Origin of the sequence: Amycolatopsis sp. DSM 110486, assembly GCF_019468465.1 — a bacterium.
In the GTDB taxonomy this organism is placed as follows: Bacteria; Actinomycetota; Actinomycetes; order Mycobacteriales; family Pseudonocardiaceae; genus Amycolatopsis.
The window spans coordinates 10,485,479-10,508,537 of the sequence record NZ_CP080519.1 but is presented as its reverse complement, the minus strand read 5'-3'; the positions used below and the strand labels follow the sequence as shown (position 1 = coordinate 10,508,537).

The following is a 23,059-nucleotide window of genomic DNA, read 5'->3' as shown; positions in this document are numbered from 1 at the left end:
CCCGTGAAGGTGACCGGATACGCCTACTCCTGGGACGTCCTCGGCGACCCCGGTTTCGTGGAGCGCGTGCAGGACCTGGAGGTGGACGAGGTCGCCGTGGCGCTGACCTACCACAGCGCCCGGGCCGCCACGCCGTACTCCGCCGAGCGCACCTCGGTGATCGCTCGCACGGCGGCGAGCTACCGGCCCGTGCGTGAAGAAGCGTGGCAGGGCCGGGAACTGCGTCCGTCCACTCCGGACTGGGTCGCGCAGCCCGACAGCGGTGGCGATGCCGTGCGCCTGCTCAACGCCGCGGGGATTCCGGCCGCCGCCTGGATCGTGCTCACGCACAATTCCCGGCTGGGCACGGCTTTCCCGCAGTACACCGTGCGCAACTGCTTCGGCGAGTCCTACCCGTGGGCACTGTGCCCGGCCCAGCCTGCCGTGCGCGAGTACGCGGCCACGCTGACCGCCGAGGCCGTGGCGGGGCTGGAGGTCTCGTCGGTGATCCTCGAGGCGTGCGGCCCGCTCGGCGCGGTGCACCAGCACCAGCACGAGAAGACCGACGGAGTGTGGGCGCCCGCCGTGGCGCGCCTGCTGTCGATCTGCTGCTGCGATGCCTGCGCCGAAGGCTGGACCGGCCTCGCCGCCGCCGAGGTGCGCGAGACGCTGCGCACGGAGGTCCGCCGGCTGCTCGACACGGCCGACCTCACCGTCACCGAGGACCGGCTGCCCGTCGCGCTCAAGGACACCGTGCTCGCCGGGCGCCACCGCGCCACCGACGCGTTGCGGGCCGCGGTGCTCGCCGAGCTGGAACCGGGCATGCGGATCGTGCTGCACGGCGCGCTCGACCCGTGGGTCACCGGTGCGCTGCCGGGCCTTACGCCGACCGCGGCCGAGGACGCCTCCGCGGTCGTGCTGCAGAACTGGGCGCCGGGCCAGGGCAGCGTCGACGCCGTGGCCGCGGCCCGGCGGGCGCTGCCGGAGGACGTGGCGGTGGGCAGCTACATCACCGCCGTCGCCGCGAGCCCCGTGCCCGACATCAAGGCGTACGTCACCGAGCTCGGCAAGGCCGGCGCGGCCGAGCTGCACCTCTACCATCTGGGCTTGGCGGGTCCCGGCCGATGGCCGGACCTGCACGCGGCCACGGCGGCCGCACGCAGCCTGCCCTGAACCGTGCTTGAACCTGAGCGATTCACCGAGGAGACACGTTCCACCATGAGCCGAGAAACCTCCGAACCGGAGCTCGAGCGCACCCTCGCCGCCGCGGCCGCGGCCGCCCGCCCGTTCGCGGCGAGCACGCCCGCCGAGCGCGCCGGCTGGCTCGAAGCCGCCGCCGACGCTCTTGACGCCGAAGCCGAGGAGCTGATCGCCCTCGCCCACACCGAGACCCACCTGCCCGCCGCGCCGCGTCTGAAGGGCGAGCTCGCCCGCACCACGTTCCAGCTGCGCCTGTTCGGCCAGGTCCTGCGCGACGGCGCGTTCCTCGGGGCCACCGTCGACCACGCCGACGCCGAGTGGCCCATGGGCCCGCGCCCCGACATCCGCCGGGTGCTCGTGCCGATCGGCCCGACGCTGGTGTTCGCGGCCAGCAACTTCCCGTTCGCGTTCAGCGTCGCGGGTGGCGACACCGCCTCCGCGCTGGCCGCGGGGTGCCCGGTGATCCTCAAGGCGCACCCGGGCCACGAGGAGCTGTCCACGCGCACGGGCGAGATCGTCGTCGGCGCGCTCGCCGCCGCCGGTGCGCCTGCGGGCGCGTTCGCCGTGATCCACGGGTTCGAGCAGGGCGTGACCGCGCTCAAGGACCCGCGCGTCCAGGCCGCGTCGTTCACCGGCTCCGTGCCGGGCGGGCGCGCGCTGTTCGACATCGCCGTCTCGCGGCCCACGCCGATCCCGTTCTACGGCGAGCTCGGCAGCGTGAACCCGGTCGTCGTCACGCCGGGTGCGGTCGCCCAGCGCGGCGAGGCCGTGGCCAGGGCGTACGCGGGGTCGTTCAGCCTCGGTGCCGGCCAGTTCTGCACGAAGCCGGGCCTGCTGTTCCTGCCCGAGGGCCACGGTCTCGACGACGTGCTGCGCGAGGCCGTCGGCGCCGTCGCGGGCCAGCCGATGCTCAACGAGCGCATCGCGCAGGGCTTCGCGCACAAGCTCTCCGAGCTGCGCCAGGCCCCGGGTGTGACCACGGTCGTCGACGGCACGCACCAGGGCGAGTCGTTCACCCCGAGCCTGCTCTCGACCACGGCCAAGGAGTTCCTGGCCGGCGGGGAAGCGGTGCGGGAGGAGCATTTCGGTCCCGCGTCGCTGATCGTCACCTACAGCGACGCCGACGAGCTCATCGGCGTGCTCGACACGCTGGAGCCGGGCCTGACCGCGACGGTGCAGGGCGAGGCCGACGAGGCCGACTACGTCCGCCCGCTGCTGCCTTCGCTGACCCGCCTCGCCGGGCGGCTGCTGTGGAACGACTGGCCCACCGGCGTCACGGTGAGCTGGGCGCAGCAGCACGGCGGCCCGTACCCGGCCACCACCGCGCCCACCACCACGTCGGTCGGCACCGCTGCCATCGAGCGGTTCCTGCGCCCGGTCGCGTGGCAGGGCTTCCCCGACGCGCTGCTGCCCGAGCCGCTGCAGGAGCAGAACCCGTGGCAGCTGCCGAGGCGCACGGACGGAGCGCGCTGACTTTCCGCCTGAATTTTCCGCGCTGAACAACCACAACTGAATTCTCCTTTTGCCGATCCGGCCAAAAGTAGGCCGACCCCCACACGGCACGTAACCGTTGCTACGAAGCCATTCGGCCGTGACTGTGGTCGGATCGGCAACGATCGGCACAGCGGTCCCCGAAAATCCCGCAAGCCAAGGACGTCTTGATCCTGGGAGGCATTGTCATGCCCGTAAACCGGAGAACTGCCCTGCGCGGCGGCGCCGTCGCGGCCGCCTCGGTGGCCCTGACCGCCGCCGCGCACCCGGCATTCGCGGCGGGTTCCGCGCCCGCCGCGACGGTGTCCGCCGCCAACGGCGCGGCCGCCGATCCCCTCAACGCGATCGTGGCCGGCTACCGCGAGATGCAGACCGGGATCAACCGGCCGTCGGCCGAGCGCACGGCCGCGCTGAAGAACCTCGGCCGCGTCGCGAAGGCCTACAACGACACGATGACCGTCACCGGTGGTCCACTGTGGACCGACCTGCCGCTGGGGCCGGGCAGCGACTACACCACGTCGATGTACGCGCGGCTGCGGGCCATCGCGGTCGACTGGGGCACGCCGGGCGGCACGCTCTCGGGCGACCCGCAGGTGCTCGACCGCATCAAGAAGGCGCTCGAGCTGATCTACGCGAGCCAGTACAACCCGCAGGTCGGCGAGATCGGCAACTGGTACACCTACGAGATCGGCGTGCCGTACTACGTGCTGCACACGCTCGTCACGGTCGCCGACGAGCTGACGGCCGACGAGCTCGCGCGCTACGTCAGCCCGATCAAGCGGTTCGTGGGCAACCCCAACGTGCGGGCGAACAGCCCGAGCACCGTCGAGACCGGCGCCAACCGGGCCGACAAGGCCCTGATCTCGATCGTCTCCGGCGCGCTCATCGGCGACACCGCGTGGATCAAGACGGGCATCGACGCGCTCACCGACGTCGCCGGCGGCGGCGCGGCGAGCCTCGTGGCCAAGCTGGACAAGGCGGGCAGCGACGGCTTCCACGTGGACGGCTCGTTCATCCAGCACGACACCATCCCGTACCCCGGGCACTACGGCATCGTGCTGCTGACCGCGCTCTCCGGCGCGATCCACGTGACCGAAGGCACCGAGTACGCGCTGCCCGAGGACCTCAAGCAGAAGATCTACGCGCTGGTGCCCGACACGTTCGCCCCGTTCGTCTACGCGGGCGCGCTGATGGAGCCGGTGCGCGGGCGAATGCTCTCGCGCCAAGGCGAGACCGGCCACGACATCGGCCACCAGCTCACTGTCGCCACGCTCGTGCTGGCGCGCGCGGCCACCGGCGCGGCCAAGGCCGAGCTGTCGGGTCTCGCGGCGAAGTGGATCTCCGAAGGCACGTACGCGCCGTTCCTGGAGATCCCCGACCCGGAGCGGTTCGCGCCGGGCCCGGACCTCGTGGCGACGCCGGGCATCGAGTTCGCGCAGGAGATGCTCGCGACCCACGTGCGGCCGACGCCGATCACGGCCACGCACCGGATCTTCGGCCAGCAGGACCGGATGCTGCACGTGACCGAGGGCTGGTCGAGCTCGCTCGCCGTGGGGTCCACGCGGATCTCGCGCTACGAGTCGATCAACGGCATGAACCAGCACGGCTGGTACGTCGGCGACGGCGTGCTGTACCTGTTCCTGCCGAAGGCCAAGGGGCACTACTCCGACGCGTACTGGCCGACCGTCGACCCGCTGCTGCTGCCCGGTGCCACCACGAAAGCCGGCCCGACGGGTGCGCTGCAGTCCACGCCGATGTCGACCAAGGCCCACGTCGGCGGCGTCCGGTGGGACGCGCGCCACGGTGCGTACGCTTTTGACTTCGTGTCGCTGGACGGCACGCTGACCGCGAAGAAGTCGTGGTTCTTCACGCCGGCGGGCGTCGTCTGCCTCGGCGCGGGGATCACCGACACGTCGGGGCAGCAGGTGCGGACCACGATCGAGAACCGCAACCTGGGGGAGAACGGCCGGGGCACGCTGCTGGCCGACGGGCGGCTCGTCTCGTCCGCGCTAGGCCGCACGACGTCGCTGCGCAACCCGCACTGGCTGCACCTCGACGACGTCGCCGGCTACGTGCTGCTCGACAAGGCCGACGTGACCGCGCTGCGCGAGGACCGCACCGGCGCGTGGCGCGACATCGACACAGGCGCCAACACCAAGGGCACGACCGATCCGTACACGCGGCGTTACCAGAAGCTCGTGATCGAGCACGGAGTGAAGCCTTCGGACGCGAAATACGCGTACGCGGTGTTGCCCGCGGCCTCGGTGGTGAGCACCGTCGCTTCGGTGCTCGCGTGGCGAGTGCGGGCGAACACAGCCGCCGTTCAGGCGATCCGGCTGTGGGACAACACACTCCTCGCAAACTTCTACAAGGCGGATACTGTAGATGAGGTAACTGTCTCAGGTCCGGCTTCCGTGGCTCTGGGGCGCAGCGGCTCGGGCTGGCAGCTCGCCGTCTCGGATCCGACGCAGTCGCAGGACAGCGTGCGGGTGACGGTGCGGCGCCAGACCGTGGAGGTCCCGCTGAAGGGCACCTTCGGCGCGACGCAGGTCGTGAACCTGCCGCGCTGACCCTCGGTTTCCCTGCCGGGCCGGTGATTCCCCGCCCGGCCCGGCAGGGCCCCACGTCCGAACCTCGTTCGGCCCGGGCCCCGCCGAAAGGCCATTCCGACGGTACGATCTCGGGAACACGCTCGAGCCGGGGAGAGTGATCACGATCGCCACGCACGTCGACGTCCTCGTGGTGGGTGCGGGGTTGTCCGGGATCGGGGCGGCGTGCCGCCTCCAGCTTCGGACTCCCGGCAAGACGTACGCCATCCTGGAAGCTCGCGACTCGATCGGCGGGACCTGGGACCTCTTCCGCTACCCGGGCATCCGGTCCGACTCGGACATGTTCACGCTCGGTTACCCGTTCCGGCCGTGGAAGGACCCGAAGGCCATCGCCGACGGTCCCTCGATCCTCAGCTACATCCGCGCCACGGCCGAGGCCCACGGCGTCGAGCGCCACATCCGCTTCGGGCACCGCGTGGTGTCCGCTTCGTGGTCCTCGGCCGAAGCGCGCTGGACGGTCGAGGCCGAGCACGACGGCGAGCCGGCCACGTTTACCTGCTCGTTCCTCTACCTGTGCAGCGGCTACTACAGCTACGACAGCGGCCACGTCGTCGACTTCCCGGGCCGAGAGGACTTCGCCGGCGAGATCGTGCACCCGCAGCACTGGCCCGCGGACCTGGACTACGCGGGCAAGAACGTCGTGGTGATCGGCAGCGGCGCCACCGCCGTGACGCTGGTGCCGGCGATGGCGCCCGAAGCGGCTTCGGTGACCATGCTGCAGCGCTCGCCGAGCTACGTCGTCGCGCGCCCCGGGGCCGACGCGCTCGCCGACCGCCTGCGGGCCGTGCTGCCGGAGAACCTGGCGCACCGGCTGGTGCGCGGCAAGAACGTGGTGATGGGCACGCTGTTCTTCCAGCTCATGCGCCGCCTGCCCGAGCGTGCGGCCGCGGTGCTGCGCGACGGCGTGGCGAAGCAGCTGCCGCCGTCGATTCCCGTCGACCCGCACTTCGTGCCCGCCTACAACCCGTGGGACCAGCGCCTGTGCCTGGTGCCCGACGCCGACCTGTTCCGCGCACTGCGCAGCGGCAAGGCCGACGTGGTCACCGACCACATCACCCGCTTCACCCCGGGCGGCATCCAGCTGGAGTCGGGGCGTGAGCTGCCCGCCGACGTCATCGTCACCGCGACCGGCCTGCGCATGGTCGCGTTCGGCCAGGTCGCGTTGACCGTCGACGGCCGGGCCATCAACCCGGGCGAGCAGCTCGTCTACAAGGGCATGATGTTCGGCGGCATCCCCAACCTGGCGTGGTGCGTGGGCTACACCAACAACTCGTGGACCCTGCGCGCCGACCTCGCCTCGCAGTACGTCTGCCGGCTGATCTCGCACATGGATCGCCACGGCTACGTCGCCTGCGCCCCCGACCCGGGCCGCGCCCCGACCACGGGCCTGCGCCCGGTCGTCGACCTGATGTCGGGCTACATCAAACGCGCCACCTCGGCCCTGCCGAAACAAGGCGACCGCCGCCCGTGGGTGATGCGCCAGAACTACCTGCTGGATCTGGCCGACATGCGTCTCAACCGGCTCGACGACGGTGTCATGGCCTTCCGCCGGGCGGACGAACGCATCCCGACGCCGGCCTGAGCACACACTGAGCGCACACTGAGCACACAAAAAAAGGGCGCCACCCACCTGAGGTGGATGGCGCCCGACGCAGTGCAGCTCAGCCCTGGCGAGCCTTGTTCCGCGGGTTGTCGCGGTTGATCACGAGGATCTTGCCGTGCCTGCGGATGACCTGGGCCCCCTGCTGGCGAGCCAGCGACCTGACCGACGCGCGAACCTTCATGGTTACCCGTCCTCTCTTCGAAGTCTCGTTCTGTCTTCTTCAACCAGATGACCGGTCGGTTTAATCCCGAGCCTCAATCCACGGTCGCGGTGGCGGCGCTCACCCAGCGGCCGAGGTCCTCGCGGCGCAGCGCCGCGGCCATCAGCTCGGGGAACAGGTCCGGGGTGCACGCGAAGGCCGGCACGCCGAGCTCGGCCAGCGCGGCGGCGTTCTCGTGGTCGTAGAACGGCGCGCCGGAGTCCGACAGTGCCAGCAGGGTCACGACCTGCACGCCCGAACCGACCAGTTCGCCGACGCGGCGCAGCAGCTCGTCTCGCACGCCGCCCTCGTAGAGGTCGCTGATGAGCACCAGCAGCGTCTGCTCGGGGCGTTCGACGAGGCCTTGGCAGTAGGTGATGGCGCGGTTGATGTCGGTGCCGCCGCCGAGCTGGGTGCCGAAGAGGAGCTCGACGGGGTCGTCGAGGTGCTCGGTGAGGTCCACCACGGCCGTGTCGAAGGCGACGAACTTCGTGCTCAGCGCCCGCATCGACGCCAGCACGGCACCGAACAGGCCCGAGTACACCACCGACTCCGCCATCGACCCCGACTGGTCCACTGCGAGGATCACTTCGCGCTGCACGCTGAGCTGGCGCCGGCCGAAGCCGACCAGCCGCTCGGGCACGATGGTTTCCAGCTCGGGGGAGTAGTGCTTCAGGTTCGTGCGCACGGTGCGGGCCCAGTCGATGTCCGCGGCGCGCGGGCGCTGCGTGCGGGCGGCGCGGTCGAGCGCGCCCCGGATCGCCGCGCGCGTGGGTTCGGCCAGCCGCTCCTCGAGTTGGGCCACCACGGTGCGCACGACCGAGCGCGCCGTCTCCTTCGTCTCCTCGGGCAGCACGCCGTTGAGCGACAGCAGTGTGCCGACCAGGTGCACGTCGGGCTCGACCGCGCTCAGCAGCTCCGGCTCCATCAGCATGCGGGTGAGGCCGAGCCGGTCGACGGCGTCGCGCTGCATCACCTGCACGACCGAACCCGGGAAGTACCGCCGGATGTCGCCGAGCCAGCGGGCGACGCGCGGCGCCGAGGAGTTGAGGGTCGCGCCGCGGCGGTCGCCCGAGCGGACGGGCTCGTCGCGCCGGTCGTAGAGGGCCGCGAGAACGGCGTCGAGGCCGCTGTCCTCTTCGGACAGTGAGCGGCCGGTGCCGTCCTCGCCGCCGCCGAGCACGAGGCGCCAGCGGCGCAGACGATCGGGGTCCGGGGTGGTCATGACGCTGCTCCGAGAAGGGTCGCGAGCACGGGCAGGGCACTGCGGGCGCGGATCTCGTCCAGCTCGTCGGCGGCGAGGCGAGCCGCGGGGGCGCCGCCGGAGAGGGTGGCGGCGCGTTGGCCGATGGCGCGTTTCTCCGGTCCCGCGAAGGCGCCGAAAGTGCGGCGCAGCAAGGGAAGCACCTCGGTGAACACGTCGGACGGGATGGTGCCCAGCCAGGTGTCGACGACCCGCAGCATGCGCTCGTCGTGGACCAGCAGGAGCGCGCCGCCGGCGAAGAAGCCCTCGACGTAGGCCGCACCCGCGGCCGGCTCGACACCCGGGGTGAGCGCGCGGCCGAGGCGCAGCTCGACCTCCGCGCTGTCGAACAGGTCGGCGTCGTGCAGCAGCCGCACGATGCGGCCGGCCAGCAGCGGCGGCAGGGAGTCTCGGCCGGCGAGCTTGCGCAGCGCGGTGAGCCAGCGTTCGCGCGCCGCGTCGCCCAGGAGAGTGGTGGCTTCGTGGACGTTGTCGACCAGGTCGCAGAACTTCCGGGCCGCGTCGTCGTCGATGCCATGGACGGCCGGCGGCAGCCCGGCGCACACGCGGGTGAGCAGGCGGTCCGCGACCTCCCGCAGCTGCGCGGTGTCGGTTCCACGCACATCGCCGTAGCGGGTGGACCGGGCCAGCGGAGGCAGCGAGGTCATGAGGTCGGCGACGTCGGTGTCGGCCGCCGCGCGGACGTCGAGTGCGGTGAGCACCTCCGGCAGCGCGTCGCCGAGACCGCCGAGCAGGCAGCCCTCGACGGCCGTGGTGATGTCGGCGAGCGGCGGCTTGCCGCCCATGGCCTCGCGCACGCGGGCGGACGCCGCCGAGGCGACGGTGGTGCCGTGCACGGCGGCCGCGACCAGGTCGACCTCGAAGCCCGGCTCCCAGCACAGCGTCCACGTCTCGCGGAAGGTGCCCTTGCTGCGCGTCGCCGAGATTTCCGGGCTGCCCCAAGGGATGTCGAGCAGCCTCAACCGGTGGAGCAGCCGCGAGCGGTCGAGGCCGCCGGGCGTGCGCAGGTCGAGATCCAGCTCGCGCGCGGTCGGCTCGCGTTTGAGCCGCAGCCGGCGCGCGGTCGCGATCAGGTCGGCCGCCAGCGGAGCCTGCGGCACGCTTTCGGGGACTTCGCCGAGGCGTTCGCCGACCACGAGCTTGCGCGTGACGAGGTCCGCCTGCACGTCGTCGCCCGAGCACAGCACCGAGCGCGTGGCGGCGTCGACTTCCGCCAGCCCCGCCGAGGACCGGCCGCGCAGCACCGCCAGCGTTTCGGCCAGCCGCACCGCCTCGATCACGTGCGCCGTCGAGACCGGCAGGTCCTCCTCGCGCAGCACCCCGGCCACGGCGGTGAGCCAGCGGGCGGTGACGTCGTCGGCCGTGGTGAACAGGTGGTGGTACCAGCCGGGCGAGTGCACGCCCGCGCCGTAGCCGCTGGCCGTGGCGAGCCGGCCGTGGGTCCACGGCACCCACGTGCACACGACCTTGCGCTTCGGCAGTCCTTTGAGGACGGTCTGGTCGTGGCTCGCCGGCGGCAGCGGATCGGCCAGCGCCGGCACGTGCCACGCGCCGCACACCACGGCGATGCGCTCGAAGCCTTCCTTGCGCGTCTTGCGCAGCACGCCGCGCATGTACGCCTCGCGGCGCTGTTCGTGGAGGTCCGCAGGGCGTTCGTCCTCCCGCAGCGCGGTCATCGCCTCCGCGATCACCTCGAACGGCGACTCCCCGCCGCGGCGCGACTCCACGACGTCGTCCCACCACCGCTCGGGGTCGTCGTACCCGCCTGCGGCCGCCAGCTCGGCGAGCGGGTCGGTGCGTGGCACGCGGTCCTCGTCGCCGAGCGCGAACTGGTGCGCGGCCGGCAGGTCGCAGAACCGCACCGGCACCCCGGCTTCCGCGGCGTAGCGCAGCGCCTGCCATTCGGGGCTGAACACCGCGAACGGCCAGAACGCCGCGCGCGACACGTCGTCGGCCGCGTACGCGAGCAACGCGACGGGCGGCCGCATGTCCTCGTCGGCCGCCAGGTCCACGAGTTGGTCGGCTTCGGGCGGGCCCTCGATGAGCACCACGTCGGGCTCCAGCTCGGCGAGCCTCGCGGCCACCGCCCGAGCCGAACCCGGCCCGTGGTGCCGGATCCCGAGCAGGTGCGTGGTCATCCGCTGATCTCCTGCCCCGCGCGGTAGAAGTCGCCCCAGCCGTCGCGTTCGCGGACCACGGTCTCGAGGTACTCGATCCAGATCGCGCGGTCGGCGACCGGGTCCTTCACCACGGCGCCGTGAATGCCGGCCGCGACGTCCTGCGCCCGCAGCACGCCGTCGCCGAAGTGCGCGGCGAGCGCGAGCCCGCCGGTGAGCACGCTGATCGCCTCGGCCGTCGACAGCGTGCCCGACGGGGTCTTGACCGCGGTGCGCCCGTCTTCGGTGCGGCCGGCGCGCAGCTCACGGAACACCGTCACGACACGGCGGATCTCGGTCAGCTCGGCGGCTTCGGCCGGCAGCGCGAGCGAGGCGCCCAGCTGCGCGACCCGGCGGCTGACGATCTCCACCTCGGCTTCGGCGGTGTCGGGCAGCGGCAGCACCACCGTGTTGAACCGGCGGCGCAACGCGCTCGAGAGCTCGTTCACGCCCTTGTCGCGGTTGTTCGCGGTCGCGACGAGCGTGAAGCCGGGGCGTGCCTGCACTTCGGTGCCGAGTTCGGGCACGGGCAGGGTTTTCTCCGACAGGACGGTGATCAGCGAGTCCTGCACGTCGGCCGGGATGCGGGTGAGCTCCTCGAGGCGGGCCACCTTGCCGTCGCGCATCGCGCGCAGGATGGGGCTCTCCACGAGCGCGTGCTCGCTCGGGCCCTCGGCGATCAGGCGCGCGTAGTTCCAGCCGTAGCGGATCTGCTCTTCGGCTGTGCCCGCCGTGCCCTGCACGAGCAGCGTGGAGTCGCCGCTGACGGCGGCGGCGAGGTGCTCCGACACCCAGGTCTTGGCGGTGCCCGGCACGCCGAGCAGCAGCAACGCGCGGTCGGTGGCGAGCGTGGCGACGGCGACCTCGATCAGACGGCGCGGGCCGACGTACTTCGGGCTGATCTCGGTGCCGTCGGGCAGGGTGCCGCCCAGCAGGTATGTGACCACGGCCCACGGCGAGAGCAGCCACGACGGCGGCTTCGCGCGGTCGTCGGCCGCGGCCAGCGCGGCCAGTTCACCGGCGTACTCCTGCTCGGCGTGGGGCCGGAGGACTGCGGACGTCATGAGAGCTCCTCGTGCATTTCGCGGCGGAAAGTCAGGGTTTCGGCCACAGCGCGCTGCCACGGGGCGGCTTCGCCGGGCTGGAGGATCAGGGACAGGCGGTGGCGCAGGCAAGCCGGCGGCACGGCCTTGGCGATGAGGGCGGCGGCGTGGGCCACGAGCCGGTGGTCCTGCTGCGCGGCGACCCAGTCGAGCAGCACCCGGCCCAGCTCCTCGGGCCACGGTTGCGGCAGGTCGAGGATCAGCCGCGTGAGCGCTTCGACCTTCAGGCCGCGCGCCAGCTTCGCTATGGTCGCGGCCTGCTTCTCCGGCGCGAGTACGCCGACGAGCGCCGCCGTGGCCCGGCCGCCGGGTTCGGCTTCGACGAGCGCCTGCGCCCATGCTTCGTCAAGCTGCCGGATCGCGGCCGTGGCCCAGCTTTCGCGCACCACGGCGAGCGGGCAGCCCTCCACGAGCATGCCCACGAGGTCACCCGGCGTGCCGAACTCCGCCCAGAACGCCAGGGGAGTGGCGGCGATGATCGCCCTCAGCCGCGCAGTGTCCTGCCCGGGCCCGTGGGGCACGCGGACGCCGTCGCGTACCAGCGAGTCGTCCGGCCTCGGCAGCGTGACCTGCAGGACGTCGGCCCGCAGCGACCGGCTGCGCACGGTGACGCACTCCTGCAGCCGCGCCGCCATCCGTTTGCCGAGCCCGGTGTCGGGCAGCCCGCCGAGCAGCCGTACGGCCGTGTCGCGCACCGCCGCCGCGCGGTCGGAGAGGGCCGCGTCGAGAAACGGCTCGTCGTCCTGGGTGAGGTGGCGGCCCAGCACCGTGAGGAACACCGAGCGCAGGTCGGCCGGCTCGGTGCGCCACGTTGTCGTGAGCGCCGCGCGCGCCGCCGCGGGATCCTGCGTGAGCGCCCGTTCGAACCACGCCTGGCGTCGCGCGGGAGTGCCGAACTGCCAGGCGTCGTCGCTGTCGTCCTCGACCTCGGCGACCAGGAACGCCCAGTCGGTGTTGCGCTCGCCCAGCCACGCCCCGACGGGCCCCGCCACCTCCGCGAGCGGCGCCCGCAACGACACCCGCGCCCGCGCCGCGTCCGCCAGCGCCGGCAGCAGCTCCGGCCCCACCCGCAACCCCCGCCCGGCCGCCGTGTGCAGCCACTCCTCGAGCAGCTCGGGCCGGTTCGCGTGCAGCAACCGCGCCAGCCGCTCCCGCGCGAGCGGCGAGACGAACCGCCGCCCGTCGGGCTTGGCCGGCTCTTCGCGGCGCGCGTCGGCCACGGGAAGGCGGCCCGCACGGCGGTAGTTGGTGAGCAACGCCGCGGCGGCGAGGACGGCGTCGGCCTGATCTTCGGCCTTGCCCGCGACCTCCCGCACCTCGGCCGGCAGCCCGCTCACGTCGAGACTCCGGCGGCGCGTGCCCAGCAGCGCCGTGCCGACGAGGTCTTCCCACGCCTTCACCGGCCCACCACCGCCTCGGTTTTTCCGCCGGCACACAACGGCAGACGACCCGCACCCCGCCCCGCTGCGACGGTGGGCGCTGAGGAAACGCCGGTCGCCGCTGCGGAGCGCGGGTGCGGCTGCGGGAGGTGCGTTCCCGAGCCGGTGGCCGGCCGGGTTGGCCGGACTGGGCGGGCCGGGAATCGTTGTCGGGCCGCGCTTGCCGGACGGTTCCTGGGCTCGGTCGGGCAGGTGTTTGCGAGGAACATTGCCGGCCTGCGTTGTGTGGGGTGTGCTGCTGGCCTGGGCCGGTTGGTCGGGCGCGCCGGGAATTGTTGCCCGGCGGCGCCTGCTGGACGGCTCCCGGCCTCGGTCGAGTACGTGGCTGCGAGGTGCGCTGCTGGCCTGGGCTGATTGGTCGGGCGCGCCGGCAATTGCTGCCCGGCCGTGCCTGCCGGACGGCTCCCGGCCTCGGGCGGGCACGTGGTTGCGAGGTGTGCTGCCGGCCTGGGCCGGCTGGTCGGGCGCATCGGCAGCAGCCCGCCGGTCGGGGCCTTCGGGCGAAGCCTTGGCGCGGCGGGGTTCGCGTGGTGCGAAGGCCGCGCCGCCGGCACAGCGGGGCGGCGAGGATGCCGTCGTGGCGCGGGCTGATGTGCTTGCGGTGCCAAGGTTTTCGGTCTCTCCCACAGTGTCGTAGTCACAGGCGCACCACGCCGTTCGGGTGCCAGCACGTCAGGGGGCGCAGGCCGGCCGGGGTCAGTTCGGCCGCGAGGGTCACCGGGTGTTCCGCGGCGAGGGCCAGCAGGGGCCACGGGTCGATGCCCGGCAGCAGGGGCAGGGCGGCACCGTCCACATCGGACAGGGCCCAGCCGCCGTCGTGGCGGGCGGGGGTGAGGTCGGACAGGAGCACGGGCCAGCGGTCGAGCCACGGGTCCACGGCGAGGGCTTCGGCGAACGCCGCCAAGGCGTCGGCGACGGTGTCGCCGCGGGGGACCGGGGTCGGGACGGCCTCGGTGCGGTCGGCGACGAGCGCGCGCAAAGGCAGCGCGCCCGGGTGGAAGGCGAGCTCGCCGGGGACGACGTAGCCCGGGGGCAGCGAGCTGTCCAACGGGCGCCCGGGCGGGGCGAAGGACAGGACCAGCGCCACGCGCCCCGAATGGCGGCCGCGCAGCCAGGTGCGGCGGGTGCGGAGGTTGTCCTGTTCGTCGTCGACCGCGCCGGTCACGAGCCACTGGTCGGCGAGGCGTTCGCCCGACTCCAGCACCTGCGCGGTGCCCGCCGAGAACCCCAGGCGCGTGCGCACGGTTTCGGCTAGCGCCGAAGGCAGCTCGTCCAGGCGAAGCGCAGCGCCCGCCAGCACGTACAGCAGCGACAGCTCGGCCAGCAGGTCACCCGGCCAGTCGCGGCCGCGCCCGACCAGCCCGGCCGCGCGCCGCAGGCCGCCGGCCAGGCCCGGTGCCTGGGCGTCGATCATCCGCGCGGCCACCGCGCGCAGCTGCTCAGCACCGCCTCCGAAGCCACCGCCGCCTTCGAAACCGCCGCCCTCGAACGCACTGCGTTCGAAACTCGCGAAGCCGGCACCAACACGGTCGGTCAGCCAGCCACGTAGCTCCGCCGCGCCCGCGGTGACCCGCGCGAGCCGCTCCTGCGCCCGTTTGGCGGCGGCTTCCAGGTCCTTCGGCGCGTCCGGTTTGCGTTCCGCGCGCGACGCCCGCGCCTCTCGTTCGGCAAGCCACCTGGCGACATCGGGTTCCTCGGCAGCAGACGGCACCTGCTCCGCCGACCACAGCAGCAGCAACCCCAGCGCGTGCTTGCACGGGAACTTCCGCGACGGGCACGTGCACTTGAACGCCGGCCCCGCCAGCTCGACCACCGTGCGGTACGGCTTCTCGCCACTGCCCTTGCACGAACCCCACACAGCGCGCGCCGAAGCGCCCGCACCCGACCACTTCGCCGGCACCGCGAGCCCGCGCCCGGCCTTGGCCGACGCCGGGTCCGGCGCGAGTCCGGCGACTTGCTCGGGACTCCAGCGCGCTGCCACCTGTTCGGCCACGTTTCCCTTGCCGCTCCGTGTTTCCGACCCCCGTGAGGGGCTGACCGGAGAAGCATCTCATCCGCCACCGACAGTTTCCGACACCTGCCGGGCCGCGATGAAAAACGCCGGACCGCACAACGGCGATCCGGCGTTTCAGCGTGCCAAACGAGCAAGCAGGGTCAGGACTTGACCGCACCCCGCCAGCGCACGGTCGGGCGCAGCCGCTCGGAGTTCACGCGGTGCTTGTTCGTGCCGACGATGTCGAACATCGACTCGATCAGCGTGTCCGACAGCAGGTGCGGCTGCAGGCCGAGCTCGACGAGCCCGGTGTGCTTCACGTTGTAGTAGTGCTCGGGCTGCTCGACGCGCGGGTTCTCGAGGTTCTCGATCTGCACCGGGCCGGGGAAGCAGTTCGCGACGATGTCGGCGATCTGCGCCACCGAGTAGCTCTCGGTCATCTGGTTGAACACGCGGAACTCACCGCGGTCGGCCGGGTTCTCCACGGCCAGGCGGATGCACTCCACGGTGTCGCGCACGTCGATCAGGCCGCGGGTCTGGCCGCCCTTGCCGTAGACGGTCAGCGGCTGGCCCAGCACCGCCTGGATCACGAAGCGGTTCAGCACGGTGCCGAACACCGCGTCGTAGTCGAACCGGGTCGCCAGGCGCGGGTCGAGCGTGGTCTGCGCCGTCTGCTGGCCGTACACGACACCCTGGTTGAGGTCGGTGGCGCGCAGGTCCCAGATGCGGCAAGCGAACTCGATGTTGTGGGAGTCGTGCACCTTCGACAGGTGGTAGAAGGAGCCCGGCTTCTTCGGGTAGAGCATGCGGTCCTTGCGGCCGTTGTGCTCGACCTCGAGCCAGCCCTCTTCGATGTCGATGTTGGGCGTGCCGTACTCGCCCATCGTGCCGAGCTTCACCAGGTGGATGTCCGGGTTGATCTCGGCGATCGCGTAGAGCAGGTTCAGGTTGCCGACGACGTTGTTCTGCTGCGTGTAGACGGCGTGTTCGCGGTCGATCATCGAGTACGGCGCGGACCGCTGCTCGGCGAAGTGGACGATCGAATCGGGAGCGAAGTCGCGCACGGCCGAATAGGTGAACTCGGCGTCGCACAGGTCGCCTTCGAACAGGGCGATCTTTTTGCCCGAAACCTCCTCCCACGCCGCGATGCGCGTGGGCAGGTCTTCGATCGAGACGAGACTGTCGGCTTCGAGCTCCACGTCGTACTTGCGCCGGGCGTAGTTGTCCAGAACAGCCACTTCGTGGCCTTTGTCCGACAAGTGCAATGCCGTGGGCCAGCCGAGATAGCCGTCGCCGCCGAGAACCAGCACTCGCATTGAAGAAGCCTTTCCGTATCGTTTACGCGACAAGCACGCTGATTCCTCTTTGTACATGACGCCTTGAACACGTCCGAACCTATCGACCGGGTGCTGATGATCACCTGGCAGACAGCTGTGAATCTACTGTGCGTCGGGGGGCCGGACGGCAGGCGGATCGGCCCGAGGGGAGACTGGGGGACATGACGACGGTAACCAACCCGGTGGAGCCTCGCACGACAGAGGATTCACCTCGGCCCCGGCGTCGCCTTGCCGGAAGGTTCTTCCGCGCGGCCACCAGTTCGGTCGCGGCGACTTTGCTCAGCCAGGCGGCGTTGCTCACGGTGCTCGCGATCGGCGGTGCTCCGTGGCTGGCCAGCGCGTTCGCGTTCGCCGCGGGCGCGGTGCTGAACTTCTTCCTCACCCGCCGCTGGGTCTGGGGCCGCCGCGGCAAGCCGGCCCTCGGGCACGAGCTGCTGCCCTACGTCGTCGTCATCTCGCTCGGCGGGTTCGCCTCCGTGGGGCTCACCACGCTCACCGGTCACCTGCTCGCGCCGCTGAACCTGCCGCACGCCTGGTGGGTCGTTTTCATCGACGGTGCGTACGTGCTCAGTTACGCACTGGTTTTCGTGGTGAAGTTCACGATGCTCGACCGCTTCGTGTTCGCCCGCGGCGCAGCACGTACCCCCGCCACCACGTCCCCGTCATGACCCGCGCGTAGTTCGCGCCGTAGACGACGCTGCCGCCCTTCTTGCTCTTGCCGGCCTTGCGCAGCCGCATGCTCATCGGCCGTTCGAGCACCCGGGCGTCGCGCGCGGTGACTCCCAGCAACAGTTCCGAAGACTGGTACTGCGGCTCGTTGAGCGGAACAGCGCACGCGAGCTCCGCGCGCATGGACCGGAAACCGAAGGACGTGTCGGTGATCTTCCGCCACGTCAGCGCCGAAGCCAGCCACGCGAACACGCGCACGCCGAGCCAGCGCATGCGGCTGTCGGCCTCTTCGTGGCCCAGCCGCCGCGATCCCGTGACGAAGTCGGCGGTGTCGTCGAGCAGTGGTGCGACCAGTTCCGCCATTTCGCTGTTGTCGTACTGGCCGTCGCCGTCGGTCGTCACCACGTAGCGCGCGCCGCGTTCGGCCGCGAGGTGGTAACCGAGGCGCAAAGCCGCGCCCTGGCCCCGGTTCGTCGGCGCGACGCATACGTAGGCGCCGTGTTCCTCGGCGATGGCGGCGGTGTCGTCGCTGCCGCCGTCGACGACCACGAGCACGTCGACCGGCAGGCCGAGGCACTCGTCGGGCATCTTCTCGAGCACCTGGCCGATTCCGCCGGCCTCGTTGTACGCGGCGATCACCACGGTCAGCTCCGAAAGCTTCGCGCCCGGGTGCCGGTCGTCGAAATCCTTGACCGCGCCCACATCCACTGCGTCCGGGTACGCGGCGAGGCGTCGCCGGCTCGCGGCCGTGAGCGTGGTGAAGCCCAATGCGCCCGCGACGGGCAGCAGCACGAGCGCCGGCAGCTGGTAGCGCCAGGAGAACTCGAACACGGCCGACGCGAACAGGAGGAACAGCCCGGACCCCGCGGCGAGCAGCGCGCCGCTGCGGGCCTTGTCGCGCGGTTTCTTGCGGCGCAGCAAGGTGAGCAGGCCGAGTAGGGCGAAGAACCCGAGCACGGCGCCGGGCACGAAGCCGCCGTTGATCTGGTAGTCGCGCAGGAAAGTCGCGATCGGCTCGTTCACGCTCGGGTTCACGCCGTCGTACTGCTGCGTGATCATCGCGATGTCGGCTGGTTCGTTCCACTCCGGGTACGTCTGCTGGAACTGCCAGCGGTCGATCGGCACGTCGTTGATCGCCGTGCTGCGCGTGAACCGGAAGCTCTTCGAGAAGTCGCTCAGGATCGCCTTCGTGACGTCCCACCACTGGGCCTTGAGCACGTCGATCGAGAACTCGTGCGCCAGCACGGTGCGGTCGGCGCCCGGGGGCAGCGGGCCCGGCCACGCCGGGTCGAGGTCGGCGTGTGTGTAGTTGTCCACCAGGCGGGTGGACACGTCTTCGGTGGGGCAGAACACCTGGATCTCGGGCGCCAGGTGCAGGTTCGCGCAGTCGGCGACGGCGGCGGTGCGCCCGTAGAGCATGCTGCCCGAAGGTCCGGTCAGTCCCCACTTTCCGGTCTGCGCCTTGACTTCCGCGGCGTAGGGCACGATCACGACGAGCATCGCCAGCACGCCGATGCCGGCGTTGCGCCAGCCGCGCCACGTCCGCCACGCGCTTCCGGCGCTGAGCACGTACAGCAGGAACGGCACCGCGAGCGCGACGCCGATCAGCCGCACCAGCACGGCGAACCCGACCACGAGACCCGCGAGCGCGATCCGCCGCCAGTTCGGCGCGCCCTTCGCCAGCAGGAGCCACAACAGCCCCAGCAGCAACGCTTCGAAGAGCACCTCGGACATGATGTTCTGCTCGATCTGCAGCTGGTAAGCGTCCAGCAGCAGCGGGGCCATCGCGAGCGCCGAGACCCAGCGGCGCGCGCCGAGCCGGCGGGCCAGCGCGTAGATCCCCACCGCGATCGCCAGTCCGCCCACGTGCTGCACGGCCGCGACCCACGACAGCCCGCCGACCGCCAGCAGCGGCCGCAGAATCAGGTCGTAGCCGATCGGGTTGAGCTGGTCGGCGCGCAGCGCGTGCAGGTTGTCCAGGTACCGGTACGAGTCGATGTACAGCAGCGCCGGCCGGTAGGCCACCCACGTGAGCACGCGCAGGACCGTGCCCGCGACGAGCAGAAGGAGCAGGAAGGCGTGGCGGCGGAGGAACAGGCTCACGGGGTCGCTTTCAGGTCCAGTTCCGAGAAGTACTTCCAAGCGGTGGCGAGACCGTCGGCGAGCGAGATCGCCGGGGTGAAGCCGATCGTCCCGGCGCTGGCGGACACGTCGACGACGACCGCGGGCATCTCGCCCTTCGGCGCGGCCACGTGTTCCACGGGCAGCTCGGCACCCGTCACGTCGCGCACGGTCTGCACCATTTCCAGCACCGACACGGAGTGCCCGGCGCCGACGATCGCCCGTCCGGAGTAACCGCTTTCGAGCGCGAGCGCGATGGCGCGCACCACGTCGTCCACGTGCACGAGGTCGCGGCGCTGCTCGCCCGTGCCGTACACGCGCACGCCCTCGCCCGCCATCGCGGCGCGCATCATGCGCGGCACGAAGCTGTCCTTGTGCGACATGCCGGGGCCGTAGACGTTGGTGAACCGCAAGGCGCACGTCGTCATGCCGTACGCGCCGGAGTAGCCCGACAGCAGCATCTCGCACGCGGCTTTCGTGGCGCCGTAGGGCGTGAGCGGCCGCGTGGGCAGGTCCACGGTGATGGTCGAGGTGCCGACGTCGCCGATCACGGCGTTGGTGGAGGCGAGCACGAAGGTCTGCACCCCGCGTTCGCGCGCGAGCTCCAGCAGTCCGTGGGTCACGGCGACGTTCTCGGTGAACGTGTCGTCGGGCAGCTCCACCGACTTCAGCACCGACGTGAGCGCCGCGAGGTGGACGATGGCGCCCGTACCCGCGGTGACGGCGGCTTCGCGGGTCTCCGCGTCGCGAAGATCGCCGGTGACCACGCGCACGCCCTCGTCTTCGGTGACGTACGGGACTCGGTCCACGACGGTGACGGGGTAGCCGCGATCACGCAGCTCGCGCACGGCCGCGCGGCCGATGAAGCCGCTGCCACCGGTGACGACGACGGGTGTCCTTTCAGGACCGTTCTCCAGCACCATGGCGCACAACCTACCTCCGCAGCCTGTGAGCCAGGACAGCGGACGAGCGCGCCCGGGCCGATCGGTCCCGGATGTCCGGTAGGTCCGCCCGCTCCTGGCGCCCGCGTGTGGCCACCCCCAGTGACCACACACGGACGCCCGTCTCGTTTTCGCGACATCCCGTGCGTCGGAGTGTAGCGTTGACAGGACGGTTGATGTCAAGTTTTCGTGACAGCTATGCTTCAGGTCGTCACGAGCGGAGGACGGTTGGGGGACTGATGACCGGGACGCCGGACACCGGGGACGCGGCGAGCGGTCCCGACGAGGAGACCAGCTTCGCCGAACGGCTCGCGAACTTGATCTCGATGGTGCACCCGCCGGACCGCAAGCCCTACTCCTACCGCGAGATCGCGCAGGGGGTCGCCGAGCTCACCGGGGTGAGCATGTCGGCCACCCACGTGCAGCAGCTCGCCGTCGGGGCGCGGCGCGACCCGAAGCGCTCGCACATCCAGGCGCTGGCGCGGTTCTTCGGCGTGCCCGTCACCTACTTCTTCGACGACGACGTGGCCGAGCGCGTCGACGGGCAGATCGCCGACGTCGTCGCGTGGCGCGACACCGGCGCCCGCGACCTCGCGCAGCGCGCGATGCGCCTCTCCGAACGCGACCGCGACACCGTGTCGGCGCTCGTGGACCAGCTCAACAGCTACGACGCCGGGCGCGAGCGCTCCCGCCGCGGGCGCAAACCCGAGTAGCTATGCTGATCATCGCCGGGGCGCCGCGGTGCTCCCGGCTGGTCCAGCCGCCGAGCGCACCGGGAGGGGTCATCGACCCGAGCCTGAGGGCACGCGCTCGCACCCGAGTGCGTGAGCTGCTGCGCGACGTGCCGCCGCCTCGCCCGTGGTCGATGAACGCGTGGGTCGACGAGCTGGAACGCGGCCGTGGTCGCGACATCGACCTGGTGGCGGTCGAGTACGAGCCGGGCCGGCCCTCGGGCGCCTGGCAGCGGCGCGCGGACTACGACCTCATCGCCTACACCGCCGGCACCTCGCCGTTGCACCAGGACCACATCATCGCCCACGAGCTCGCACACCTGCTGTGCGAGCACCGCGGGTCCTGCGTGATGTCCGACGCCGAGGCCGTGACGCTGGCGCCCGACCTCAGCGCCCACACGCTGTCGCACCTGCTCACACGCGTGACGACCGACGTCGACGAGTACGAGGCCGAGCTCATCGCCGTGCTGCTGATGAGCGCGGCGACGGCCGAGGACGAACCGCTCAGGCCGGGTGCGTCCGGGCGCTCGGCCGATCGCGCGCGGCGGCTCGCGTCGCTGCTCGGGTAGCGGCCGGATGATCGACGCGCTGTTCTTCGGGGTCGGGCTCGTCGCCGTGGCCGCCGGGATCTGGCGCGCCGTGCGGGCGCGGCGCACCGGCGCGGGCGCCGGGCTGGCCACGAGCCTGATCGCACTCGGTCTCGCGTTGTTCTTGCTGGCCGACAGCGCGCAGGCGATCGAAAGCCGGATCTACCCGAGCCTCGGGCGGCTGCTGTCGAACCTCGCGACGATGGTGGCCGCGTACGGCATCGAGGTCACCGTCGCCGAGATCGGTGGTGTGGCAGGGAAACGGCGCCGCAGCCGGCTCGCCGCGCTCGTGGTCGCGCTGGTCGTGCTCGTGGTGGCGTTCTTCTCGACCCGCGGCCTGCCGGTGGGCATCGGCCTGTTCGACGAGCTGTACCGGACCAATCCGACGCTGGTCGCCTACATCGTGGTCTACACGCTCTACCTCGGGTTCGCGGTGGTGGACATCGCGATCGTGTCGGCGGGCGCGGTCCGCGCGGGCGCCGGCGCGTTGCGGGCCGGACTCGGGCTGATGCTCGTGGCGTGCGTGTTCGCGCTGGCCTACCTCGCGGGCAAGATCGTCGATCTCGTCGCCGACGTGACCGCCGAGCACCCGGTCGCGGTGGTCTGCCGGGGCGCGTTCTCGACGGTCGACTGCGCGCTGGCCGTGGGCTTCCCGGCGATCTCGGTGCTGCTCATCGTGGTCGGCCTGACCGTGCCGGCGATCCCCGCGGCCGGGCGCGCGGTGCGCGACGCGCGGACGCGGGCCGAGCTGCGCCTGCTGCGCGAGCACCTCGCCGAGCGGTTCCCCGACGTCGTGCGCCTCGGCCGCGCGGGCGCGACCGGGCGCGAGCGGCTGCTGACGGTGCTGAGCGAGATCAACGACGGCCTGCTGCTCGCCGGCATCCCGCCGTCGGCTCCGCCCGAGGTGGCGGCCGACCTGCTGCGTGAGGGCGGCGGCGACGCCGTGGCGGGCCCGGCGGGCGACGTCGAGGGCGACACCGCGTTCGCCGCCGACGTGGCGCGGCTGCGGGCTATCGCGCGGACGCTGCGAGCGGAGCGGTCAGCCGGAGCTGCCAGCCCTGTGCGGTGAGCACGACCAGGTGCAGCGCCTCGGCGCGAGCGGTCACCGGCAGGAGCTGCTCCACGCGCCGCGTCACCTCGGTGTTCTGCTCGTCGCTGCCGCCCATCGCGACCGTGAGGTGGGCCGGCGGGCGCGGGCCGAAGCGGCCGCCGTACGGCTCGACGCCAGGCCAGCGGTCGCACACGGCGTCGGCGAGCGGCTGCAGCGCCGGGGCCGCCGCGGCGACGAACCCGGGCGCGACCACCACCTCGCCCAGTGCGACGTCCATCGCCTCGTGGGCGGCCGCCAGCGCGGTCACGGCGGCGTCGACCTCGTCCGTGAGCTTGGTGGCGCGCAGGAACGGGTAGAGCGCCGTGACGTGCGGGGGCAGGCCGGGCCGCACGAGCGTGGGGCTGACCGCGACGGCGGCCTCGAGCAGGCCGGCCGCGGCGGGGAGCTCGACGACGAGGGCACTGGTTCCGGGAGCGGGCACGAGGTGATCTTCCCGCACCCGCGCCCTATCGAGAAATTGAGGCTTACCTACGTTCTCGGGCGTACCCGAATGGGAACCCTAAGTCTTCCCCAAGTTTTCCGCTGC

The 23,059-nt window shown here is 72.0% G+C and carries 18 protein-coding genes; 8 read left to right on the top strand and 10 right to left on the bottom strand.

Going from position 1 to position 23,059, the window contains the following annotated elements; translation table 11 throughout:
• Positions 1-3 precede the first annotated feature (3 nt).
• The 4 genes from K1T34_RS50645 to K1T34_RS50630 all read left to right on the top strand — a co-directional run bounded on the left by K1T34_RS50645 (position 4) and on the right by K1T34_RS50630 (position 6,861).
• Positions 4-1,152 carry a hypothetical protein gene (locus tag K1T34_RS50645; protein ID WP_220241884.1) on the top strand — a complete coding sequence of 383 codons (1,149 nt, stop codon included), beginning with the start codon at positions 4-6 and terminating at the stop codon, positions 1,150-1,152.
• 45 nt (positions 1,153-1,197) lie between these two features.
• Complete coding sequence (locus K1T34_RS50640) at positions 1,198-2,652, top strand: aldehyde dehydrogenase (NADP(+)) (RefSeq protein ID WP_220241883.1); 1,455 nt, start codon at positions 1,198-1,200, stop codon at positions 2,650-2,652.
• Between the two features lie 206 nt (positions 2,653-2,858).
• A complete protein-coding gene (locus K1T34_RS50635; RefSeq protein WP_220241882.1) occupies positions 2,859-5,240 on the top strand; it encodes a polysaccharide lyase 8 family protein in 2,382 nt (793 codons plus the stop codon).
• Positions 5,241-5,385: 145 nt separating this feature from the next.
• Positions 5,386-6,861 (top strand): NAD(P)/FAD-dependent oxidoreductase, encoded by a 1,476-nt coding sequence (locus K1T34_RS50630; protein WP_220247846.1) that lies wholly within the window; start codon positions 5,386-5,388, stop codon positions 6,859-6,861.
• A 79-nt stretch (positions 6,862-6,940) separates the two neighbouring features.
• Here K1T34_RS50630 and rpmJ read toward each other — a convergent pair whose 3' ends face one another.
• From rpmJ to K1T34_RS50595, 7 genes are all read right to left on the bottom strand, one after another.
• Positions 6,941-7,063: a 50S ribosomal protein L36 gene (rpmJ, locus tag K1T34_RS50625; RefSeq protein ID WP_220241881.1), complete on the bottom strand. Its 123-nt coding sequence runs from the start codon at positions 7,061-7,063 to the stop codon at positions 6,941-6,943.
• A 73-nt stretch (positions 7,064-7,136) separates the two neighbouring features.
• Complete coding sequence (locus K1T34_RS50620) at positions 7,137-8,306, bottom strand: VWA domain-containing protein (protein WP_220241880.1); 1,170 nt, start codon at positions 8,304-8,306, stop codon at positions 7,137-7,139.
• Positions 8,303-10,483 (bottom strand): DUF5682 family protein, encoded by a 2,181-nt coding sequence (locus K1T34_RS50615; RefSeq protein ID WP_220241879.1) that lies wholly within the window; start codon positions 10,481-10,483, stop codon positions 8,303-8,305. The genes K1T34_RS50620 and K1T34_RS50615 overlap by 4 nt, the downstream gene beginning before the upstream one ends.
• Entirely contained in the window at positions 10,480-11,565 is a 1,086-nt protein-coding gene (locus tag K1T34_RS50610; RefSeq protein ID WP_220241878.1) for an AAA family ATPase, read from the bottom strand. The genes K1T34_RS50615 and K1T34_RS50610 overlap by 4 nt, the downstream gene beginning before the upstream one ends.
• Entirely contained in the window at positions 11,562-13,004 is a 1,443-nt protein-coding gene (locus tag K1T34_RS50605; protein ID WP_220241877.1) for a DUF5691 domain-containing protein, read from the bottom strand. The genes K1T34_RS50610 and K1T34_RS50605 overlap by 4 nt, the downstream gene beginning before the upstream one ends.
• Before the next feature lie 676 nt (positions 13,005-13,680).
• Positions 13,681-15,036, bottom strand: coding sequence for an SWIM zinc finger family protein (locus tag K1T34_RS50600; RefSeq protein ID WP_255638170.1), 1,356 nt, complete (start codon positions 15,034-15,036; stop codon positions 13,681-13,683).
• 161 nt (positions 15,037-15,197) lie between these two features.
• Positions 15,198-16,352 (bottom strand): NAD-dependent epimerase/dehydratase family protein, encoded by a 1,155-nt coding sequence (locus tag K1T34_RS50595; protein ID WP_220241876.1) that lies wholly within the window; start codon positions 16,350-16,352, stop codon positions 15,198-15,200.
• 182 nt (positions 16,353-16,534) lie between these two features.
• Here K1T34_RS50595 and K1T34_RS50590 point away from each other — a divergent pair, with 182 nt between their 5' ends.
• Positions 16,535-17,041: a GtrA family protein gene (locus tag K1T34_RS50590; RefSeq protein ID WP_220241875.1), complete on the top strand. Its 507-nt coding sequence runs from the start codon at positions 16,535-16,537 to the stop codon at positions 17,039-17,041.
• Here the strand turns inward: K1T34_RS50590 and K1T34_RS50585 are convergent.
• Together K1T34_RS50585 and K1T34_RS50580 are read right to left on the bottom strand one after the other, a co-directional pair.
• The gene (locus tag K1T34_RS50585; protein ID WP_220241874.1) at positions 16,971-19,145 is read right to left on the bottom strand and encodes a glycosyltransferase; all 2,175 of its coding nucleotides are present in this window, start codon (positions 19,143-19,145) and stop codon (positions 16,971-16,973) included. The two genes, K1T34_RS50590 and K1T34_RS50585, sit on opposite strands and share 71 nt — an antisense overlap.
• The gene (locus tag K1T34_RS50580; RefSeq protein WP_220241873.1) at positions 19,142-20,086 is read right to left on the bottom strand and encodes an NAD(P)-dependent oxidoreductase; all 945 of its coding nucleotides are present in this window, start codon (positions 20,084-20,086) and stop codon (positions 19,142-19,144) included. The genes K1T34_RS50585 and K1T34_RS50580 overlap by 4 nt, the downstream gene beginning before the upstream one ends.
• A gap of 257 nt (positions 20,087-20,343) precedes the next feature.
• On the opposite strand from K1T34_RS50580, the gene K1T34_RS50575 reads away from it, so the two are divergent.
• Genes K1T34_RS50575 through K1T34_RS50565 form a run of 3 tightly spaced genes read left to right on the top strand, consistent with a single transcriptional unit; the run spans position 20,344 to position 22,491 of the window.
• The gene (locus tag K1T34_RS50575; RefSeq protein WP_220241872.1) at positions 20,344-20,817 is read left to right on the top strand and encodes a helix-turn-helix transcriptional regulator; all 474 of its coding nucleotides are present in this window, start codon (positions 20,344-20,346) and stop codon (positions 20,815-20,817) included.
• Between the two features lie 2 nt (positions 20,818-20,819).
• Complete coding sequence (locus K1T34_RS50570; protein ID WP_220241871.1) at positions 20,820-21,404, top strand: hypothetical protein; 585 nt, start codon at positions 20,820-20,822, stop codon at positions 21,402-21,404.
• A 7-nt stretch (positions 21,405-21,411) separates the two neighbouring features.
• Positions 21,412-22,491: a hypothetical protein gene (locus tag K1T34_RS50565; protein ID WP_220241870.1), complete on the top strand. Its 1,080-nt coding sequence runs from the start codon at positions 21,412-21,414 to the stop codon at positions 22,489-22,491.
• Here the strand turns inward: K1T34_RS50565 and K1T34_RS50560 are convergent.
• Positions 22,433-22,954, bottom strand: coding sequence for a 2'-5' RNA ligase family protein (locus tag K1T34_RS50560; RefSeq protein ID WP_220241869.1), 522 nt, complete (start codon positions 22,952-22,954; stop codon positions 22,433-22,435). The two genes, K1T34_RS50565 and K1T34_RS50560, sit on opposite strands and share 59 nt — an antisense overlap.
• Between the last annotated feature and the right edge of the window lie 105 nt (positions 22,955-23,059).

Bases quoted from the DNA above. Each gene is read 5' to 3' on its own strand.
- K1T34_RS50565 (WP_220241870.1), top strand. From the start codon at position 21,412: ATGATCGACGCGCTGTTCTTCGGGGTCGGGCTCGTCGCCGTGGCCGCC.
- K1T34_RS50620 (WP_220241880.1), bottom strand. From the start codon at position 8,306: ATGACCACCCCGGACCCCGATCGTCTGCGCCGCTGGCGCCTCGTGCTC.
- K1T34_RS50635 (WP_220241882.1), top strand. From the start codon at position 2,859: ATGCCCGTAAACCGGAGAACTGCCCTGCGCGGCGGCGCCGTCGCGGCC.
- K1T34_RS50615 (WP_220241879.1), bottom strand. From the start codon at position 10,483: ATGACCACGCACCTGCTCGGGATCCGGCACCACGGGCCGGGTTCGGCT.
- K1T34_RS50590 (WP_220241875.1), top strand. From the start codon at position 16,535: ATGACGACGGTAACCAACCCGGTGGAGCCTCGCACGACAGAGGATTCA.
- K1T34_RS50580 (WP_220241873.1), bottom strand. From the start codon at position 20,086: ATGGTGCTGGAGAACGGTCCTGAAAGGACACCCGTCGTCGTCACCGGT.
- K1T34_RS50575 (WP_220241872.1), top strand. From the start codon at position 20,344: ATGACCGGGACGCCGGACACCGGGGACGCGGCGAGCGGTCCCGACGAG.
- K1T34_RS50610 (WP_220241878.1), bottom strand. From the start codon at position 11,565: ATGACGTCCGCAGTCCTCCGGCCCCACGCCGAGCAGGAGTACGCCGGT.
- K1T34_RS50595 (WP_220241876.1), bottom strand. From the start codon at position 16,352: ATGCGAGTGCTGGTTCTCGGCGGCGACGGCTATCTCGGCTGGCCCACG.
- K1T34_RS50640 (WP_220241883.1), top strand. From the start codon at position 1,198: ATGAGCCGAGAAACCTCCGAACCGGAGCTCGAGCGCACCCTCGCCGCC.
- K1T34_RS50570 (WP_220241871.1), top strand. From the start codon at position 20,820: ATGCTGATCATCGCCGGGGCGCCGCGGTGCTCCCGGCTGGTCCAGCCG.
- rpmJ (WP_220241881.1), bottom strand. From the start codon at position 7,063: ATGAAGGTTCGCGCGTCGGTCAGGTCGCTGGCTCGCCAGCAGGGGGCC.